This window comes from Massilia sp. LXY-6 (assembly GCF_051233485.1).
In the GTDB taxonomy this organism is placed as follows: Bacteria; Pseudomonadota; Gammaproteobacteria; order Burkholderiales; family Burkholderiaceae_D; genus Telluria.
In genome coordinates this window covers 32,994-49,363 of sequence record NZ_JBKFGF010000002.1, presented here as the reverse complement: position 1 = coordinate 49,363, position 16,370 = coordinate 32,994, and the positions used below count along the sequence as shown (strand labels likewise).

Here is a 16,370-nt window from a genome sequence, read left to right as displayed (position 1 = left end):
AGGACGTTAAGTACATTTCAGTACATGAATTTCTCCGCTTCGACCACAGCCATATGCCGTCACGCCGGGCAACCCGGTCCGCCCGTCTGCAGCGGATAGATCATGGCTACGGTAGTCGAGCGCGCTCTCGACGCATTCTCATTTAACATCGACAATGGTTGCCCTTGGTGCCAACGCGATCTCCATGACAGCACGACGATTCTCGACCTTGCGCCGGATTCCCCGCCCGATCTGGGTACTCGGCTTCGTCAGCATGCTGATGGATATCTCGTCCGAGATCGTCCACAGCCTGCTGCCGATGTTCCTGGTCACCACCCTCGGGGCCAGCGTGGCGACGGTCGGGCTGATCGAGGGCATCGCCGAAGCGGCGGCGCCGATCGTCAAGGTGTTTTCGGGAAGCCTCAGCGATTACCTGGGAAACCGCAAATGGCTCGCCGTGGCCGGCTACGCCCTTGGCGCGGCCAGCAAGCCCTTCTTCGCCATCGCCGCGACGGCGAACGTCGTGCTGGCGGCGCGCTTCGTCGACCGCATCGGCAAGGGGATCCGTGGCGCGCCGCGCGATGCGCTGGTCGCCGATATCGCGTCGCCCGGCAGCCGCGGCGCCGCGTTCGGCCTGCGCCAGTCGCTGGACACGATCGGCGCGTTCACCGGTCCCCTGATCGCGGTCGGACTGATGTTGTCATGGGCTGGCGACTACCGGCGGATCTTCTGGATCGCCGTGATCCCGGGCGCCCTCGCCGTACTGCTGCTGGCGCTGGGTGTGCAGGAACCGCCGCACGCCGCCGCATCCAAGGGCATCAACCCGATCCGCCGGGAGAGCCTGCGCAAGCTGTCCGCCGCCTACTGGTGGGTGGTCGCGATCGGCGCCGTGTTCACGCTGGCGCGCTTCAGCGAAGCCTTCCTGGTCCTGCGCGCCATGCAGGGTGGCCTGCGGCCCGCCCTGGTGCCGCTGGTAATGGTCGCGATGAATATCGTCTACACGCTGTCCGCCTACCCGTTCGGAAAGCTGGCCGATTCCATGAGCCACCTGCGCCTGCTCGTGATCGGCCTGGGCTTCCTGGTGCTGGCCGACCTCGTGCTCGCCCAAAGCAATGCCTGGCCCGCGATGCTGCTCGGGGTGGGTCTGTGGGGCCTGCACATGGGGATGACCCAGGGCCTGCTGGCCGTGATGGTGGCGCAGGCCGCACCGCCGGAGCTGAAGGGAACGGCGTTCGGCTTCTTCAACCTGGTGTCCGGCATCGCCATGCTGTTCGCCAGCACGGTGGCCGGCGTGCTGTGGGAGCGCAGCGGTGCCGCGTCGACCTTCTATGCGGGCGCGGCGTTCAGCGTGCTGGCCGCCGTGCTGATCGTGGCGCGCGGCAAGCGGCTGAAGGAAGCGGCGTAGCCGTCCGCGCCAAGCGGAGCACTCTTGATACACTGGAAGCGTCCGCCTTCACTCATCCGCCCACCATGACGCCGACCTCCTCCCTCCTCGCCACTTTCACGCCCACCGGCAGGCTGCGCGCCTCCATCAACCTCGGCAATCCGATTCTGGCCTACCAGGGCGATGATGGCCGCGCGCGCGGCGTGTCGGTCGACCTCGCCGGCGAGGTCGCGCGGCTGCTGGGTGTGGAACTGGAACTGGTGGTGGTGGATGCGGCCGGCAAATCGGTCGACGTGGTCGCCTCGGACCAGGCGGACATCGGCTTCTTCGCCATCGATCCGGTGCGCGGCGCGAACATCGCATTCAGCGCGGCGTATGTGCTGATCGAGGGCTGCTACCTGGTGAAGGAACACTCCCCGATCCGCGCCAACGAGGAAGTCGACCAGGCGGTCAACCGGGTCGTGGTCGGCAAGGGCAGCGCCTACGACCTGTTCCTGACTCGCACCCTGCAGCAGGCGCAGATCCTGCGTTCGCCGACCTCGCCCACCGTGGTCGACACCTTCCTGCAGCTGAGCGCGGAAGTCGCGGCCGGCGTCAAGCAGCAGCTGGAGGCGGGTGCACGGCGCCTGGGCGGTCTACGCCTGCTCGACGGGCACTTCATGGTCATCCAGCAGGCGATGGGCACGCCGAAGAGCCGCGGCGAGGAAGCCGCCGCCTTCCTCGGCAGTTTTGTCGAGCGCATGAAGGCGAGCGGCTTCGTGGCCGATGCGCTTGCGCGCCATCGCATCGAGGGCGCATCGGTGGCGCCGGCCGCGGCCTGACGCCGGCCCGGCCGCCGCTGCTCCGCGGAACGGCCCTATTCGACCGGCTTGTCCAGCCGCGCATCGATCCAGGCGTGCGCCAGCTTCATTGCCGCTTCCGTGGCTTCGTCTTCCGTACCGTAGGTCTTGACCTGGTCATGGGGATGTTCGTACAGCGTTCGCGTGAACATCGGATTGGTGGTCGGCTCCAGGATCATGAAGGCATCCGTGAGGGCGTCTTCAGGCTTGCCGGACGGGTGGATCGCGATGTCGTGCTCGCGATACACGGCGGTGGTGACACCTTGCGTTCCCATGGCGGCTCCTTTGTGGAAAAGGCAATCCTAGCATGCTGCCCGCTATTTGCAGGGGTGGCCGAAAAGAAAAAGGCCAGCGCGACAGCCGGCCTTTTTCGGTATGGCGCGTATTCGCTCGCCTGAGCGCTGTTACCCCCCCTCTTCCGGATCGACGGCCGAAACTTCGCCATCCAGGCGTTTCATATTGTCCAACAATTGGAGCATGTAATGCAGAGAGTGCGTGATATCGCCGATCGAAAAGTCCGCGAGAACTTGCTCGTAATAATCATTGATTCTCGGTAGCGCGTGATTGTTCCAGACATCCTGGCCCGATTTTGTCACTGTGATCAGCCGCGACCGCCGGTCACGCCCGTCCGGGTCACTGCTGAGATGGCCGTCGCGCTCCATCCGGCTGAGCAAGCCCGACAAATTCTGCCGGCTCACCAGCAGGTAGCGCGCCAAATCGCCCACGCTCATCCCGCCAGACGCTTCCGGGCGGGACAGCGCGCCAAGCACAGCCCACTGTTGCGTGGTCAGGCCGAGATCCTCGACCGCCCGGGTGCCGGTTTTGTGCAACATATTTGCACATTGGTACAACCGGAAGAATAAGCGGTTGGCCAACTCCATGCGGGTGATGTGGGCTGGGTCATAGGGGTACTTCATAGTGTCTCCAGTGTTCTATCCTGAAAAAATTGCGACAAGCTAAAAACGTCAATATATTTACCGTATTTTTCGAACAGCTGCTTGCGTAATGCGGACAATCGCAATAATATACGTAAAGATGTTGACGCACATGCACTTTGGCTAATGCGTAGTGCGTAAGCATACCAACCCCGATAACTTTGGTGGAGAAAACTATGCAACGACTCGATGGAAAAACCGTAATCGTCACCGGCGGCGGCGGCGGTATTGGCAGCGCCACGTGCCGGCGCTGCGCACGAGAAGGCGCACGCGTGGCAGTGTTTGACATAAATCTGGAGGCTGCGCAGCGTGTGGCCGCCGGCATCATCGAGGCTGGCGGCGCGGCCGCCGCCTTCAAATGCGACATTACCGACCGCGCCGCGGTGGATGCCGCGATCGCCGCCGCGGAGGCCGAGCTCGGGCCGATCGACGTGCTGGTCAACAACGCCGGATGGGACGTGTTCAAACCGTTCACCAAAACCGCGCCGGCTGAATGGGACAAGCTGATCGCCATCAATCTTACCGGCGCGCTGCACATGCACCACGCCGTCCTGCCCGGCATGGCCGCGCGTAAGACGGGACGCATCGTCAACATCGCATCGGACGCGGCCCGGGTCGGCTCGTCGGGCGAAGCGGTGTACGCCGCCTGCAAGGGCGGGCTGGTGGCGTTCTCCAAGACCATCGCGCGCGAACATGCGCGCCATGGGATCACCGTCAACGTCGTGTGCCCGGGTCCGACCGACACCGCGCTGTTTGCCGACTACAAAGAAGGCGCCGGCAACCCCGACAAGCTGATGGAAGCCTTCACCCGCGCCATTCCGCTGGGCCGCATCGGCCAGCCCGACGACCTTCCAGGCGCGATCGTCTTTTTCGCCAGCGACGACGCTGCCTTTGTCACAGGTCAAGTGCTGAGCGTATCCGGCGGCCTGACCATGAACGGCTGAGCCAGCCAATCACCTTTCGCCAACGTTAGCCAACACTGGAGCACAGCATGGAATTCGAAGACATCCTTTACGAAGTACGCAACGGCGTCGCCTGGATCACGATCAACCGGCCCGACAAGATGAACTCCTTCCGCGGCCAGACCTGCGACGAGATCATCAAGGCCCTGAACCGCGCCGGCTATGACAGGGGCGTCGGCGCGATCGTGCTGGCCGGCGCCGGCGACAAGGCATTCTGCACCGGCGGCGACCAATCTGCCCATAACGGCAATTACGACGGCCGCGGCACCATTGGTCTGCCGATGGAAGAGTTGCACACCGCCATCCGCGATGTGCCCAAGCCGGTCATTGCGCGCGTGCAGGGTTACGCGATCGGCGGCGGCAACGTGTTGTGCACGATTTGCGATTTGACCATCTGCTCCGACAAGGCGCAGTTCGGCCAGGTCGGCCCCAAGATGGGCTCGGTCGACCCAGGCTACGGCACGGCATTTCTGGCCCGCGTGGTCGGCGAGAAAAAAGCGCGCGAGATCTGGTACCTGAACCGCCGCTACTCCGGCGCCGAAGCCGTGGCCATGGGCCTGGCCAACGTCTGCGTGCCGCATGATGAGCTGGATGCCGAGGTGCAGAAGTGGGCTGAAGAGATTTGCGAGCGCAGCCCCACCGCGCTGGCCATCGCCAAGCGCAGCTTCAATGCGGACACCGCGCACCAAAGCGGCATCGCCGGCTTGGGCATGTATGCGCTCAAGCTCTATTACGACACGGAAGAGTCGCGCGAAGGCGTGAATGCGTTGAAAGAAAAGCGTAAACCCGACTTCCGCAAATACGCCAAGTAAGCCGCGCCGGCAAAGCTGACGCAGTGCCCGCTTTTGGAATCGCCACAGGAGACATGATGAATCCCTATATTGACGACGACCTTGCCGCGCTTTCGGAGCATGCGCGTCGCTTTGCTGCCGGGCGGGTGGCGCCGGGTTTTCTTGAACGTGACAAGACCCGCGTACTGGAACGCTCGCTGATGCGGGAGATGGGCGAGATGGGGTTCATCGCGCCTGAGTTGCCCGAACAGTATGGCGGCCAGGGCATGGGCTGCCTGGCGGCCGGCGTGATCCATGAGGAGATCGCGCGTGCCGACCTCAGCATTTCCTATATCAATTTGCTGGCGTCGCTGAACGGCCAGATTCTGGCGCAGCACGGCAGACCGGAAGTGGTTGCGCCCTGGCTGGCCAGGCTCACGCGTGGCGAGGCATTGCTGGCGATCGCCTTGACCGAGCCGCGCGGCGGTTCGGATGCCGGCAACCTGCGCTTGAAGATGGAACGTGTCGGCGACCACTACGTGCTCAACGGCGAGAAAACTTCCATCTCCGCCGCCGACCAGGCCGATGCTGCTGTCGTGTTCGCCCGCACCGGACCGGTGGCGTCGGGCGCCCATGGTGTGTCCGCCATCCTGGTGCCGATGGATTTGCCGGGTATTACCCGCAACCGCTTCGACTGCCACGGCCAGCGCGCAATCGGCCGTGGTTCGCTGTTTTTCGAGAACGTCAGGGTGCCTGCAGACCACCTGCTGGGCGAGGAGGGCAAGGGCTTCGTGCAGGTGATGCAGGGATTCGATTTTTCCCGTGCCCTGATTGGCCTGCAGGTGCTGGCGGTGGCGCGTGTCGCGCTGGAAGAAACCTGGGAGTACGTGGCGCAGCGCGAAGCCTTCGGCAAGCCCTTGTCGGCATTCCAGGGCGTCTCACACCCGCTGGCCGACTTTGACACGCAGGTGGCCGCGGCGCGGCTGCTGTGTCTGCAGGCGCTTTGGCTCAAGGATAAGGGCCTGCCGCATACCGCCGAAGCCGCCATGTGCAAGTGGTGGGCCCCCAAGCTGGCCTACGACGCCATCCACCAGTGTTTGCTGAGTTTCGGCCATGGCGGCTACGACCACGGCCCAATGGAGCAGCGTCTGCGCGATGTGCTGGGCTTCCAGATCGGCGACGGCACAGCCCAGATCATGAAGACCATCGTTGCCCGTACGCGCGCCGGGCGTACGGCGGTTCCGCTGTAGGCATCGGCCGCCCGTGCGGCAGCCGTTCAAATAAAAAACCTAGGAGACAAACCATGAACTTCGATCCAATCCTGATCCCGCAGCGGCGTGCGGCCTGCATTGCCCAAGGCCTGTGGCACGACCGGACCATCAACGACTACCTGGACGACTGCGTCGCAAGCATGCCGGACAAGGTCGCCCTGACGGCAGTCCAGGTGGACGGATCAGCGCCCACCCGTTTTACTTACCGCGAGATGGCGGCGATGGCCGATCGGATCGCCGTCGGCTTGACGCGCCTCGGGGTCGGCTCGAACGATGTGGTGTCGTGCCAACTTCCCAACTCCTGGCAGGTCACGCTGACCTACCTTGCCTGTTCGCGCATCGGTGCGGTGCTGAATCCGCTGATGCACATCTTCCGCGAGCGTGAGCTGTCCTTCATGCTCAAGCATGCGGGGACCAAGGTCATGATCATTCCCAAGATCTTTCGCGGTTTCGACTTCGAGGCGATGCTGACCGGCTTGCAGCCGTCCTTGCCGGACCTGCAGCATGTGGTGGTCGTGGGCGGCAGCGGCGCCAACAGCTTCGAGGCGCTGCTCAGCAAACCGGCGTGGGAAAGTGCACCTGACGCCCAGGAGATCCTGCGCCGTCATCGACCGGGGCCGGACGACGTCACGCAACTGATCTACACGTCGGGCACGACCGGTGAACCGAAGGGTGTGATGCACACGTCGAACACCACCATGTCCAACATCAGCGCCTATGCGGCGCGGGTGCAGCTGGGCTCCGATGACGTGGTGCTGATGGCCTCGCCGATGGCGCATCAGACCGGGTTCATGTACGGGCTGATGATGCCCATCATGCTCAAGGCCAGCGCCGTGCTGCAGGATATCTGGGATCCCGTCAAGGCCGTCCAGGTGATCCGGGAATATGGCGCCACCTTCACCATGGCATCGACGCCCTTCCTCACCGACCTCGCCAGGACGGTGGCGGAAACGGGCGACAGTATTCCGACCCTGCGTACCTTTGTTTGTTCCGGCGCGCCGATTCCAGGTCCGCTGGTCGAAAAGGCGCGCAAGACCTTGGGCACCAAGATTATCTCCGCATGGGGCATGAGCGAAAACGGCGCGGTCACCATGACCGCCCTCGACGACGACGACGAGCGCTCGGTCAACAGTGACGGCTTCCCGCTGCCTGGCGTTGAGCTGAAGGTGGTCGACGGCAACGGCCACGCGCTGCCGTCCGGTGTGTCCGGCCAGTTGATGCTGCGCACCTGCTCGAATTTTGGCGGCTACCTGCATCGTCCGCAATTCAACGCCACCGATGCCGATGGTTGGTTCGACACCGGCGACAAGGCCAGTATCGACGCCAAGGGCTATGTCCGCATCACCGGGCGCAGCAAGGATGTGATCATCCGCGGCGGCGAGAACATCCCGGTCATCGAAATCGAAACGATGCTGTACCGGCATCCGGCGGTGGCGACGGTCGTTATCGTCGCGTATCCCGACGAGCGGCTGGGCGAAAGAGCTTGCGCCATCGTGATCCCCAAGCCGGGCCAAAGCGTCGACCACGCATCGATCGTGGCGTTCCTGAAAGAACAGAAGGTCGCCATCCAATATATCCCCGAGCGCCTGATCGTGCGTGATGCCTTGCCGACCACGCCGACCGGAAAGATTCAGAAATTCCGGCTGCGCGACATGATAGCCAACGGCGAGATTTGAGCTTTCCATGCCACCTCCTCCCCATCCCGCCCTGAAAGGAAACGCCATGGACGAGTCCCCCGTTTTGCTCGAGACCATCGGCCGCGTCGGCGTGATCACGCTGAACCGGCCCAGGCAAATGAATGCCCTCAACGATGCCTTGATGGAGGCCCTGGGCTGCGCGCTGCTGGCGTTCGATGCCGACGAGGCCATCGGCGCGATCGTCATCACCGGCAACGAGAAGGCCTTTGCAGCCGGGGCCGACATCGCGGCGATGGCGCACTGGACCTATATGGATGTCTACCGCAGCGACTTCATTACCCGCAATTGGGAGACCCTGCGCCAGATACGCAAGCCGGTGATCGCTGCCGTGGCGGGCTTCGCCTTCGGCGGCGGCTGCGAACTGGCGCTGGCCTGCGACATCGTGATCGCCGCCGACAGCGCGAGGTTTTCCTTGCCCGAGATTACGCTTGCCATGATGCCCGGCGCCGGTGGCACCCAGCGCCTGCCGCTGTCGATCGGCAAGGCCAAGGCGATGGACATGTGCCTCTCCGCCCGCACACTCGATGCGGCCGAGGCCGACCGCTACGGCCTGGTATCGCGCGTGGTGCCGGCGTCCGCCTTGCGCAGCGAAAGCATCGCCCTCGCCACCAAGATCGCCAGCTTCTCCTTGCCTGCACTGATGGCGATCAAGGAATCGATTAGCCGCGCCTTCGAGGGCTCGCTGGCGGAAGGCATCGCATTCGAACGGCGCCAGATGCATGCGCGTTTTGCCAGCCTCGACGCGCACGAGGGCATGGCCGCCTTCCTCGACAAACGCAAGCCGACGGTACAACACCGTTAAGCACCTCCCCTTTTTACGAACGGACCAGCCACCATGTCATTAGATACCGAATCGTTCGAGCTCCTGCTTGCCGCGGTCCAGCGCTTCATCCGCGAGCGCCTGGTACCGGCCGAAAACATCGTGGAGGAACTCGACGAGGTGCCGTCGGCCATCGTCGAGGAAATGAAAGAGATGGGCCTGTTCGGCCTGTCCATCCCCGAGGAATATGGCGGCATCGGCCTGTCGATGCAGCAAGAGTGCCAGGTCGCCTTTGCACTGGGGCAGACGGCGCTGGCCTTTCGTTCCGTGTTCGGCACCAATGTTGGCATCGGCTCGCAGGGCATCCTGATGGACGGTACCGAGGCACAGAAACAGGCCTTCCTGCCGCGCGTGGCCAGCGGCGAATTGATCATGTCGTTCGCGTTGACAGAACCGGACGCCGGATCCGATGCAGCCGCCTTGAAGACCCGGGCCGAGCTGGACGGCGACCATTACGTCCTCAATGGCGTCAAACGCTACATCACCAACGCCCCGCGCGCCGGCGCCTTCACGCTGATGGCGCGCACCGGCGACGCGGGAGCGGGCGGGATCTCGTCGTTCATCGTGCCGTCCGACCTGCCGGGCATCAGCCTGGGCAAGCCCGACAAGAAGATGGGCCAGCGCGGCACCAAGACCTGCGACGTCATCCTGGAAAACGTTCGCGTGCCGGCCGCTAACATCATCGGGGGCGTCCCCGGCAAAGGCTTCAAGACGGCCATGAAAGTGCTCGACCGTGGACGCTTGCATGTGTCCGCGCTGTCGTGCGGCGTCGCGCAACGGGTGCTCGACGAGTCGGTAGGCTATGCCCGTGAGCGCAAGCAATTCGGCAAGCGCATTGGCGACTTCCAGCTGGTCCAAGCCATGCTGGCCGACAGCCAGGCGGAGCTGTATGCGGGCTGGTCGATGGTCCAGGACTGCGCCAGGCGCTATGACGCAAAGCCGGCCGGCCAATTCGATCCCGATGTCGGCATGCGCGCCTCCTGCGCCAAGATGTTTTGCACCGAAATGGCCGGGCGCGTGGCCGACCGCGGCGTCCAGGTGCACGGCGGCGCGGGCTACATCAACGAATACAAGGTGGAACGTTTCTACCGCGACGTACGGCTGCTGCGCTTGTATGAAGGCACCACCCAAATCCAGCAATTGATCATCGGCCGCCACCTGATGCGCGACGACTGACCGCCCTTCGATCCTATTTTTGAAAGACCGCCATGACCTTACACCACCAACGCACCGCCTTCCAGTGGAGTGACCCGCTGCTGCTCGAGCACCAGCTCAGCGGCGATGAACGCCAGGTGCGCGATGCGGCGCGCGCGTACAGCCAGCAAGCCCTGGCCCCGCGTGTGCTCGAGTCGTTTCGCCAAGAGCACACCGACCCGGCGATCTTTCGCGAGATGGGCGAACTTGGCTTGCTCGGCGTCACCATCCCCGAAGCCTACGGCGGCTCCGGTCTCAATTACGTCTGCTACGGCCTGGCCGCACGCGAGGTGGAAGCGGTCGACTCCGGCTACCGTTCGATGATGAGCGTGCAGTCGTCGCTGGTCATGGTGCCGATCAACGAGTTCGGCACCGAGGCGCAAAAGCAGAAGTACCTGCCCAAGCTTGCTACGGGCGAATACATCGGCTGTTTCGGCCTGACCGAACCGAACCATGGCTCCGATCCCGGCGGCATGGTCACCCGCGCCAAGACAGTGCCGGGCGGCTACAGCATCAGCGGCGCCAAAATGTGGATTACCAACAGCCCGATTGCCGACGTGTTCGTGGTGTGGGCCAAGGACGACGCAGGCGCCATTCGCGGCTTCGTGCTGGAGAAGGGCTGGAAAGGGCTGTCCGCACCGGCAATTCACGGCAAGGTGGGCCTGCGTACCAGCATTACCGGCGAAATTGTCATGGACGAGGTGTTCTGCCCCGAGGAGAACGCCTTCCCGGAAGTGCGTGGCTTGAAAGGCCCCTTTACCTGCCTTAATTCGGCCCGCTACGGCATCGCCTGGGGCGCGCTGGGCGCCGCGGAAGACTGCTTCCACCGTGCGCGCCAGTACGTGCTCGACCGTCAGCAGTTCGGCAAGCCACTGGCGGCCAACCAGCTGATCCAGAAAAAACTGGCCGACATGCTGACTGACATTACGCTCGGGCTGCAAGGCTGCCTGCGCCTCGGGCGTATGAAAGACGAAGGCACGGCGGCGGTCGAGATCACCTCGATCCTGAAGCGCAACTCATGTGGCAAGGCCCTGGAGATTTCGCGTATCGCCCGCGACATGATGGGTGGCAACGGCATCAGCGACGAGTTCGGCGTGATCCGTCACTTGGTCAACCTGGAAGTGGTCAACACCTATGAGGGCACGCACGACGTGCATGCGCTGATTCTCGGCCGGGCGATCACGGGAATTGCGGCTTTTTAAAAAAACACGACGACACATTCGGACATTGGCGGAGGAGACAGCATGAAAGCAGTATTCATTACCGGCCACGGTGGCAATGAAGTCGTGCGGGTCGGCGAGCGACCCAGGCCGCTGCGTGGCCGCGGCGAAGTCCTGGTGCGCATGGTGGCGGCCACCCTGAACCGGGTCGACCTCTACATGCGCGACAGTGGCGCAGGCATCACGCACGGCTTGCCGCACATTATGGGACTCGATGGCGCCGGGATCGTCGAAGAGACCGACCCGGACGAGACGCTGCTGGAACCGGGCCAGCGCGTGGTGCTACACCCTGGTATCGGGTGCGCTCGCTGTGAATTCTGCCAGCGTGGCGAAGGCGTGCTGTGCACCAGTATCAAGTATCTCGGAGAGCACCGTGACGGCACCCTTGCCGAATATGTCTGCCTGCCCGCGCGCAATGTTTTTCCGATGCCCGCGTCGCTGGACTTTGCCCAGGCTGCGGCGCTGGGCGTGAACCACCTGACGGCCTGGCGCATGCTGTTCACCAAAGCGCAGATCAAGCCGTGGGAGACCGTGCTCATCTTCGGCATCGGCGGTGGCGTGTCGCTGGCCGCGCTGCAGCTTGCCAGACTGGCGGGAAACCGTGTCATCGTCACCTCGCGCGACGCTGCCAAACTGGAGCGGGCATTGGCGATGGGAGCGACCTACGCGATCAATGGGACGAAGCAGGACATCGCGAAACAGGTGATGGCTTTGACCGGCGGACGCGGCGTCGATGTCGTCATCGAAAACGTCGGCCAGGCGGTATGGTCGAGTGCGCTCAAATCGCTGGTTCGGGGTGGCCGCATCGTCACTTGTGGCGCCACCAGCGGCGACCAGCCGGCAGCCGACCTGCGCCGCATTTTCATCCGCCAGCTACAGATTTTCGGCTCGACCCTGGGCGACCTCGATGAATTCCAGAATTTGCTGGCGTTCACCGAACGGACCGGACTGCGCCCGGTGATCTCGTCGAGCTACCCGATGGACGAGGTCCATGCGGCACTCAACGAACTGGAAGCCGCCCGTCAATTCGGCAAGATCGCCATCACCATCGGCGAACCATGATGGGGCGTCGATTCAACTCACTTTTCCTAGCAAGGGAGCAGCCATGAAAATACTAGTGCCGGTCAAACGCGTGGTCGACTACAACGTCAAAGTCCGGGTCAAGGCGGACGGCAGCGGCGTCGACATCGCCAACGTCAAGATGAGCATGAACCCGTTCGACGAAATCGCCGTCGAAGAAGCGGTGCGCCTGAAGGAAGCCGGCCTGGCCAGCGAAGTCGTGGCGGTGTCCTGCGGCGTCAGCCAGTGCCAGGAAACGCTGCGCACGGCCATGGCCATCGGCGCCGATCGCGGCATCCTGGTCGAGACCAGCGCGGCGCTGGAGCCGCTGGGCGTGGCCAAGCTGCTCAAGGCCCTGCAGGACCGCGAGCACGCCGGCCTCATCATCCTGGGCAAGCAGGCCATCGACGACGACTGCAACCAGACCGGCCAGATGCTGGCCGCCCTCGCCGGCCTGCCCCAGGCCACCTTTGCCTCCAGGCTTGAGCTGGCCGACGGCAGGGTCAGGGTCACGCGCGAAATCGACGGCGGACTGGAAATCCTGTCGCTGTCGCTGCCAGCGATCATCACCACCGACTTGCGCCTCAACGAGCCGCGCTACGTGACCCTGCCCAACATCATGAAGGCCAAGAAAAAGCCGCTGGAAACCATCACGCCGGCCGAACTGGGTGTGGACGTGGCGCCGCGCCTGACGACCCTCGGCGTGCGCGAGCCAGCCGGGCGCGGCGCCGGCGTCATGGTGCCCGACGTCGCGACCCTGGTCGCCAAACTTCGACTCGAAGCCAAAGTCATCTAAGGAGCGATTCACATGACCGTACTTGTCGTGGCCGAACACGAACACCATTCGATCAAGGGGGCGACCCTCAACACCGTCACCGCCGCTGCGGCCTGCGGCGGCGAAGTCCACGTGCTGGTCGCCGGCAGCGATGCCGGCGGTGCTGCCGGCGCGGCAAGCCGGATCGCCGGAGTCAGCAAGGTACTGCATGCCGACAGCCCGGCGTTTGCGCATGGGCTGGCAGAAAACATCGCGGACCAGGTGCTGGCGATTGCGGGCAATTACAGCCACATACTCTTTCCCGCCACCGCCAGCGGCAAGAACATCGCGCCGAGGGTAGCGGCCAGGCTTGACGTCGCGCAGATCAGCGAAATCACCCATGTCGTCAGCGCAGACAGCTTCGAGCGCCCGATTTACGCCGGAAACGCTATTGCTACCGTCCGGAGCGCTGACGCCATCAAGGTCATCACGGTCCGCACGACCGCGTTCGACGCGGCGGCAGCCACCGGCGGCGCAGCGGCGGTGGCAGCGATCGGTGCCGTCGCCGGCAGCGAAAAGCTGAATTTCGTCAGCAGCGAGATTGCCCGCAGCGACCGCCCCGAACTTACCGCCGCCGGCATCGTCGTCTCCGGCGGGCGCGGCCTGGGCAGCGCCGAAAAATTCGATGAGGTGGTGACACCGCTGGCCGACAAGCTGGGCGCGGCCATTGGTGCCAGCCGTGCGGCGGTCGATGCGGGCTACGCCCGGAACGACTTGCAGGTCGGGCAGACCGGCAAGATCGTCGCGCCGCAGCTGTACATCGCGGTCGGGATTTCCGGCGCCATCCAGCACTTGGCCGGGATGAAGGATGCGAAAGTGATCGTGGCGATCAACAAGGACCCGGAGTCGCCCATCTTCAGCGTGGCCGACTATGGACTGGTAGCGGATCTGTTCGTCGCGGTGCCGGAACTGGTCAGCGCCTTATGAGCCCGCGCGAGACCGCATGACACCATGGCGCGCGGCCTGCAAACGGGCCTCGGCGAATGGCCGCCGCCAGCGGTAGCAGCCTTGTACGGCCGGCGGGCGGACCTGTCTTTCTCACGGCCGCCGCATCAGTGCTTTTTTCGAATCACCGATGGACCTTCCCTTATACAAGCGCCGGGAAAACGGCAAATCATGGAGACAAGCATGAAAAAATTACAACGACAAGATAAAAGACCCGCCCTTGCCCGGGCGAGCCTGGCGGGTATTGCCGGCGGTATCGGCGCGATGTTGTTGAGCTTACCCGTGGCGGCACAGGAAAAGATCAGCGACGGCGTGGTGAAGATCGGCGTCCTGACCGACATGACCGGAGGCTACAGCGAATTCGGCGGTGCCGGTGCCGTGACGGCCGCCAAGATGGCGGTCGCGGATTTTTCAAGAGACGGTACGGTGCAGGGCAAGAAGATCGAAGTCGTCAGCGCCGATCATCAGAACAAGCCTGACATCGGGGCCACGCGTGCACGCGAATGGTTCGACAAGGAGAAGGTGGACGTCATCGTCGAATTGGTGACCACCAGCGTGGCGCTCGCGGTCATGGACGTCGCGGAGCAAAAGGGAAAAATGGTGTTGGTCTCCGGCGCCGCGTCGCTGCCAATTACCAACGAGCGCTGCAACGCAAATACCGTGCACTGGGTCTACGACAGCTACGGACTCGCTGCTGGCACCTCCAAGGCGATCGTACAAACGGGCAAGAAAAACTGGTATTTCATCGCCGCCGACTACGCCGCCGGCGCCGCGATGACCAACAGCGCCAGCCAAGTGATCCTTGCGAGCGGTGGCAAGGTGCTGGGCGTGGCGAAGCATCCCTTCCCTGCCTCCGATTTCTCTTCGTTCCTGCTGACGGCCCAGGCATCCAAGGCCGATGTGATTGCCCTGGCCAACGGCGGCCAGGATACGATCCTGGCGATCCGGCAGGCCGCCGAATATGGTGTCAACAAAACCCAGACCATCGTGCCTATCGTGCTGTTCATCAACGATGTCCATACCTTGGGTTTGAAAACCGCTCAGGGCTTGACGCTGACCGAAGGCTTCTACTGGAATCGCGACGACAAGACCCGGGCCTGGTCGCGCCGTTTCTTCGAAAAGACGAAAAAAATGCCGAGCATGGCGCAGGCCGGCGTGTATTCGTCCGTATTGAACTATCTCCAGGCGATCAACAAGACCGGCACCGACGACATGGCGACGGTCATGAAGTACTTGAAATCGACCCCGATTGACGATGGCCTATTCAAGGGAAACATTCGTGCCGATGGCAAGTTCGCGCATGAGATGCTGCTGCTGGAAGTGAAAAAGCCAGGCGAGTCGAAGGAGCCATGGGACTATTACCACGTACGAAAAGTCATCTCGGCCGCTGACTCCTCCCTGCCACTAGCCGAGTCAAAGTGCAAGCTGGTACGGCACTAGGCCGGACCCTGGAACGGCGGACCGCATGCCAGGCGAGGCGCTGCGGGCCGCCTCCTCGACATTTTCTCTGGCAGTTCAGCACCGGAAGGCTTGCGGCACATGGAACTCGATTATCACAAGATCTTGAATTGGCCCTTCCCGGAGGTTCGGCATACGTACACCGAAAAAGACGCGATGCTCTACGCGCTCAGCCTCGGGTTCGGCATGGACCCGCTTCACCCTTCCCAGCTCCGGTTCGTCTATGAGAAAGACCTGCATGCCGTGCCGACCATGGCCGTGGTGTTGGCAACGCCCGGCTTGTGGATCCGGCATCCCGCGACCGGGATCGACTGGGTTCGGACCCTGCACGCCGAGCAGAGCCTCACCCTGCACCGGCCTTTGCCGGCCGCAGCGAGCGTCGTCGGACGTACGCGCGTAACCGGCATCAGCGACAAGGGCGCCGGCAAGGGCGCACTGGTGACATTCGAAACCCTGGTATCGGACCAGCTGTCGGATGAGATACTGGCGACGGTACGCCAGAGCTATTTCTGCCGCGGCAATGGCGGCTACAGCGCGCAAGGCCAGCCCAGCGACCAGATCGCCTCAGTGCCGGCGGCAATCCCGCCGGTCCCGCCCGATCTCATCTGCGACCTGCCGACACGGGCCGACATGGCGTTGTTGTATCGACTATCGGGCGATTCGAACGCTTTGCACGCCGACCCGGCAGTTGCGCAGGCAGCCGGCTTTGCCCGTCCGATCCTGCATGGGCTGGCGACGTTCGGAGTAGCCGGTCATGCGATTTTGCGAACCTGCTGCAATTATGAGGCTGCGCGGCTTGAAGTGATCAATGCCCGTTTTTCCGCGCCGGTGTTCCCCGGGGAGACTCTCCGGGCTGAAATCTGGCGCCGCGGCGTGGAGGTGTTTTTCCGGGTCCGCGTGCTGGAGCGCAACTTGGTAGTACTCGACAATGGCTATGCGCGCTGCAGGCGCACTTAGCACCAGCCGGTGCCGATTGCGGCCATGACCGAACAAGTCATGGCCGCGAAGCGCTTCGTCAAATGG

At 63.6% G+C, this 16,370-nt stretch carries 16 protein-coding genes; 14 read left to right on the top strand and 2 right to left on the bottom strand.

The window, feature by feature from the left end; genetic code table 11:
• Positions 1 to 184 precede the first annotated feature (184 nt).
• Together ACI48D_RS01245 and ACI48D_RS01240 are read left to right on the top strand one after the other, a co-directional pair.
• Entirely contained in the window at positions 185 to 1,384 is a 1,200-nt protein-coding gene (locus tag ACI48D_RS01245) for an MFS transporter (protein WP_435569390.1), read from the top strand.
• Between the two features lie 65 nt (positions 1,385 to 1,449).
• Complete coding sequence (locus ACI48D_RS01240; protein WP_435569389.1) at positions 1,450 to 2,184, top strand: ABC transporter substrate-binding protein; 735 nt, start codon at positions 1,450 to 1,452, stop codon at positions 2,182 to 2,184.
• A 35-nt stretch (positions 2,185 to 2,219) separates the two neighbouring features.
• Here the strand turns inward: ACI48D_RS01240 and ACI48D_RS01235 are convergent, their stop codons facing one another.
• Both ACI48D_RS01235 and ACI48D_RS01230 read right to left on the bottom strand, forming a co-directional pair.
• Positions 2,220 to 2,477 (bottom strand): hypothetical protein, encoded by a 258-nt coding sequence (locus ACI48D_RS01235; protein WP_435569388.1) that lies wholly within the window; start codon positions 2,475 to 2,477, stop codon positions 2,220 to 2,222.
• 129 nt (positions 2,478 to 2,606) lie between these two features.
• The gene (locus tag ACI48D_RS01230; RefSeq protein ID WP_435569387.1) at positions 2,607 to 3,119 is read right to left on the bottom strand and encodes a MarR family winged helix-turn-helix transcriptional regulator; all 513 of its coding nucleotides are present in this window, start codon (positions 3,117 to 3,119) and stop codon (positions 2,607 to 2,609) included.
• 194 nt (positions 3,120 to 3,313) lie between these two features.
• Between ACI48D_RS01230 and badH the strand changes: the two genes are divergently transcribed.
• From badH to ACI48D_RS01170, 12 genes are all read left to right on the top strand, one after another.
• Positions 3,314 to 4,081 (top strand): 2-hydroxycyclohexanecarboxyl-CoA dehydrogenase, encoded by a 768-nt coding sequence (badH, locus tag ACI48D_RS01225; RefSeq protein WP_435569386.1) that lies wholly within the window; start codon positions 3,314 to 3,316, stop codon positions 4,079 to 4,081.
• Positions 4,082 to 4,128: 47 nt separating this feature from the next.
• A complete protein-coding gene (gene badI / locus ACI48D_RS01220) occupies positions 4,129 to 4,911 on the top strand; it encodes a 2-ketocyclohexanecarboxyl-CoA hydrolase (RefSeq protein WP_435569385.1) in 783 nt (260 codons plus the stop codon).
• A gap of 56 nt (positions 4,912 to 4,967) precedes the next feature.
• A complete protein-coding gene (gene aliB / locus ACI48D_RS01215; RefSeq protein WP_435569384.1) occupies positions 4,968 to 6,119 on the top strand; it encodes a cyclohexanecarboxyl-CoA dehydrogenase in 1,152 nt (383 codons plus the stop codon).
• Between the two features lie 53 nt (positions 6,120 to 6,172).
• Positions 6,173 to 7,816 (top strand): cyclohexanecarboxylate-CoA ligase, encoded by a 1,644-nt coding sequence (gene aliA / locus ACI48D_RS01210; protein WP_435569383.1) that lies wholly within the window; start codon positions 6,173 to 6,175, stop codon positions 7,814 to 7,816.
• 46 nt (positions 7,817 to 7,862) lie between these two features.
• Complete coding sequence (locus tag ACI48D_RS01205; RefSeq protein WP_435569382.1) at positions 7,863 to 8,639, top strand: enoyl-CoA hydratase; 777 nt, start codon at positions 7,863 to 7,865, stop codon at positions 8,637 to 8,639.
• A gap of 33 nt (positions 8,640 to 8,672) precedes the next feature.
• Positions 8,673 to 9,833 (top strand): acyl-CoA dehydrogenase family protein, encoded by a 1,161-nt coding sequence (locus ACI48D_RS01200; RefSeq protein ID WP_435569381.1) that lies wholly within the window; start codon positions 8,673 to 8,675, stop codon positions 9,831 to 9,833.
• A gap of 32 nt (positions 9,834 to 9,865) precedes the next feature.
• Positions 9,866 to 11,053, top strand: coding sequence for an acyl-CoA dehydrogenase (locus tag ACI48D_RS01195; protein WP_435569380.1), 1,188 nt, complete (start codon positions 9,866 to 9,868; stop codon positions 11,051 to 11,053).
• A gap of 42 nt (positions 11,054 to 11,095) precedes the next feature.
• Positions 11,096 to 12,133 carry a zinc-binding dehydrogenase gene (locus ACI48D_RS01190; protein ID WP_435569379.1) on the top strand — a complete coding sequence of 346 codons (1,038 nt, stop codon included), beginning with the start codon at positions 11,096 to 11,098 and terminating at the stop codon, positions 12,131 to 12,133.
• 43 nt (positions 12,134 to 12,176) lie between these two features.
• On the top strand, positions 12,177 to 12,926 hold the full coding sequence (locus ACI48D_RS01185; protein ID WP_435569378.1) for an electron transfer flavoprotein subunit beta/FixA family protein: 750 nt from the start codon (positions 12,177 to 12,179) through the stop codon (positions 12,924 to 12,926).
• A 12-nt stretch (positions 12,927 to 12,938) separates the two neighbouring features.
• Complete coding sequence (locus tag ACI48D_RS01180) at positions 12,939 to 13,871, top strand: electron transfer flavoprotein subunit alpha/FixB family protein (RefSeq protein WP_435569377.1); 933 nt, start codon at positions 12,939 to 12,941, stop codon at positions 13,869 to 13,871.
• A gap of 201 nt (positions 13,872 to 14,072) precedes the next feature.
• Positions 14,073 to 15,329: an ABC transporter substrate-binding protein gene (locus ACI48D_RS01175; protein WP_435569376.1), complete on the top strand. Its 1,257-nt coding sequence runs from the start codon at positions 14,073 to 14,075 to the stop codon at positions 15,327 to 15,329.
• 99 nt (positions 15,330 to 15,428) lie between these two features.
• Positions 15,429 to 16,304, top strand: coding sequence for a MaoC/PaaZ C-terminal domain-containing protein (locus ACI48D_RS01170; RefSeq protein WP_435569375.1), 876 nt, complete (start codon positions 15,429 to 15,431; stop codon positions 16,302 to 16,304).
• The last annotated feature ends 66 nt before the right edge of the window (positions 16,305 to 16,370 follow it).

What these genes read in the sequence shown, in the direction of transcription:
- ACI48D_RS01245 (WP_435569390.1), top strand. Translation starts at nt 185, where the DNA reads ATGACAGCACGACGATTCTCGACCTTGCGCCGGATTCCCCGCCCGATC.
- ACI48D_RS01170 (WP_435569375.1), top strand. Translation starts at nt 15,429, where the DNA reads ATGGAACTCGATTATCACAAGATCTTGAATTGGCCCTTCCCGGAGGTT.
- ACI48D_RS01180 (WP_435569377.1), top strand. Translation starts at nt 12,939, where the DNA reads ATGACCGTACTTGTCGTGGCCGAACACGAACACCATTCGATCAAGGGG.
- ACI48D_RS01175 (WP_435569376.1), top strand. Translation starts at nt 14,073, where the DNA reads ATGAAAAAATTACAACGACAAGATAAAAGACCCGCCCTTGCCCGGGCG.
- aliA (WP_435569383.1), top strand. Translation starts at nt 6,173, where the DNA reads ATGAACTTCGATCCAATCCTGATCCCGCAGCGGCGTGCGGCCTGCATT.
- ACI48D_RS01190 (WP_435569379.1), top strand. Translation starts at nt 11,096, where the DNA reads ATGAAAGCAGTATTCATTACCGGCCACGGTGGCAATGAAGTCGTGCGG.
- ACI48D_RS01230 (WP_435569387.1), bottom strand. Translation starts at nt 3,119, where the DNA reads ATGAAGTACCCCTATGACCCAGCCCACATCACCCGCATGGAGTTGGCC.
- ACI48D_RS01195 (WP_435569380.1), top strand. Translation starts at nt 9,866, where the DNA reads ATGACCTTACACCACCAACGCACCGCCTTCCAGTGGAGTGACCCGCTG.
- ACI48D_RS01205 (WP_435569382.1), top strand. Translation starts at nt 7,863, where the DNA reads ATGGACGAGTCCCCCGTTTTGCTCGAGACCATCGGCCGCGTCGGCGTG.
- aliB (WP_435569384.1), top strand. Translation starts at nt 4,968, where the DNA reads ATGAATCCCTATATTGACGACGACCTTGCCGCGCTTTCGGAGCATGCG.
- ACI48D_RS01240 (WP_435569389.1), top strand. Translation starts at nt 1,450, where the DNA reads ATGACGCCGACCTCCTCCCTCCTCGCCACTTTCACGCCCACCGGCAGG.
- ACI48D_RS01185 (WP_435569378.1), top strand. Translation starts at nt 12,177, where the DNA reads ATGAAAATACTAGTGCCGGTCAAACGCGTGGTCGACTACAACGTCAAA.
- ACI48D_RS01235 (WP_435569388.1), bottom strand. Translation starts at nt 2,477, where the DNA reads ATGGGAACGCAAGGTGTCACCACCGCCGTGTATCGCGAGCACGACATC.
- ACI48D_RS01200 (WP_435569381.1), top strand. Translation starts at nt 8,673, where the DNA reads ATGTCATTAGATACCGAATCGTTCGAGCTCCTGCTTGCCGCGGTCCAG.
- badH (WP_435569386.1), top strand. Translation starts at nt 3,314, where the DNA reads ATGCAACGACTCGATGGAAAAACCGTAATCGTCACCGGCGGCGGCGGC.
- badI (WP_435569385.1), top strand. Translation starts at nt 4,129, where the DNA reads ATGGAATTCGAAGACATCCTTTACGAAGTACGCAACGGCGTCGCCTGG.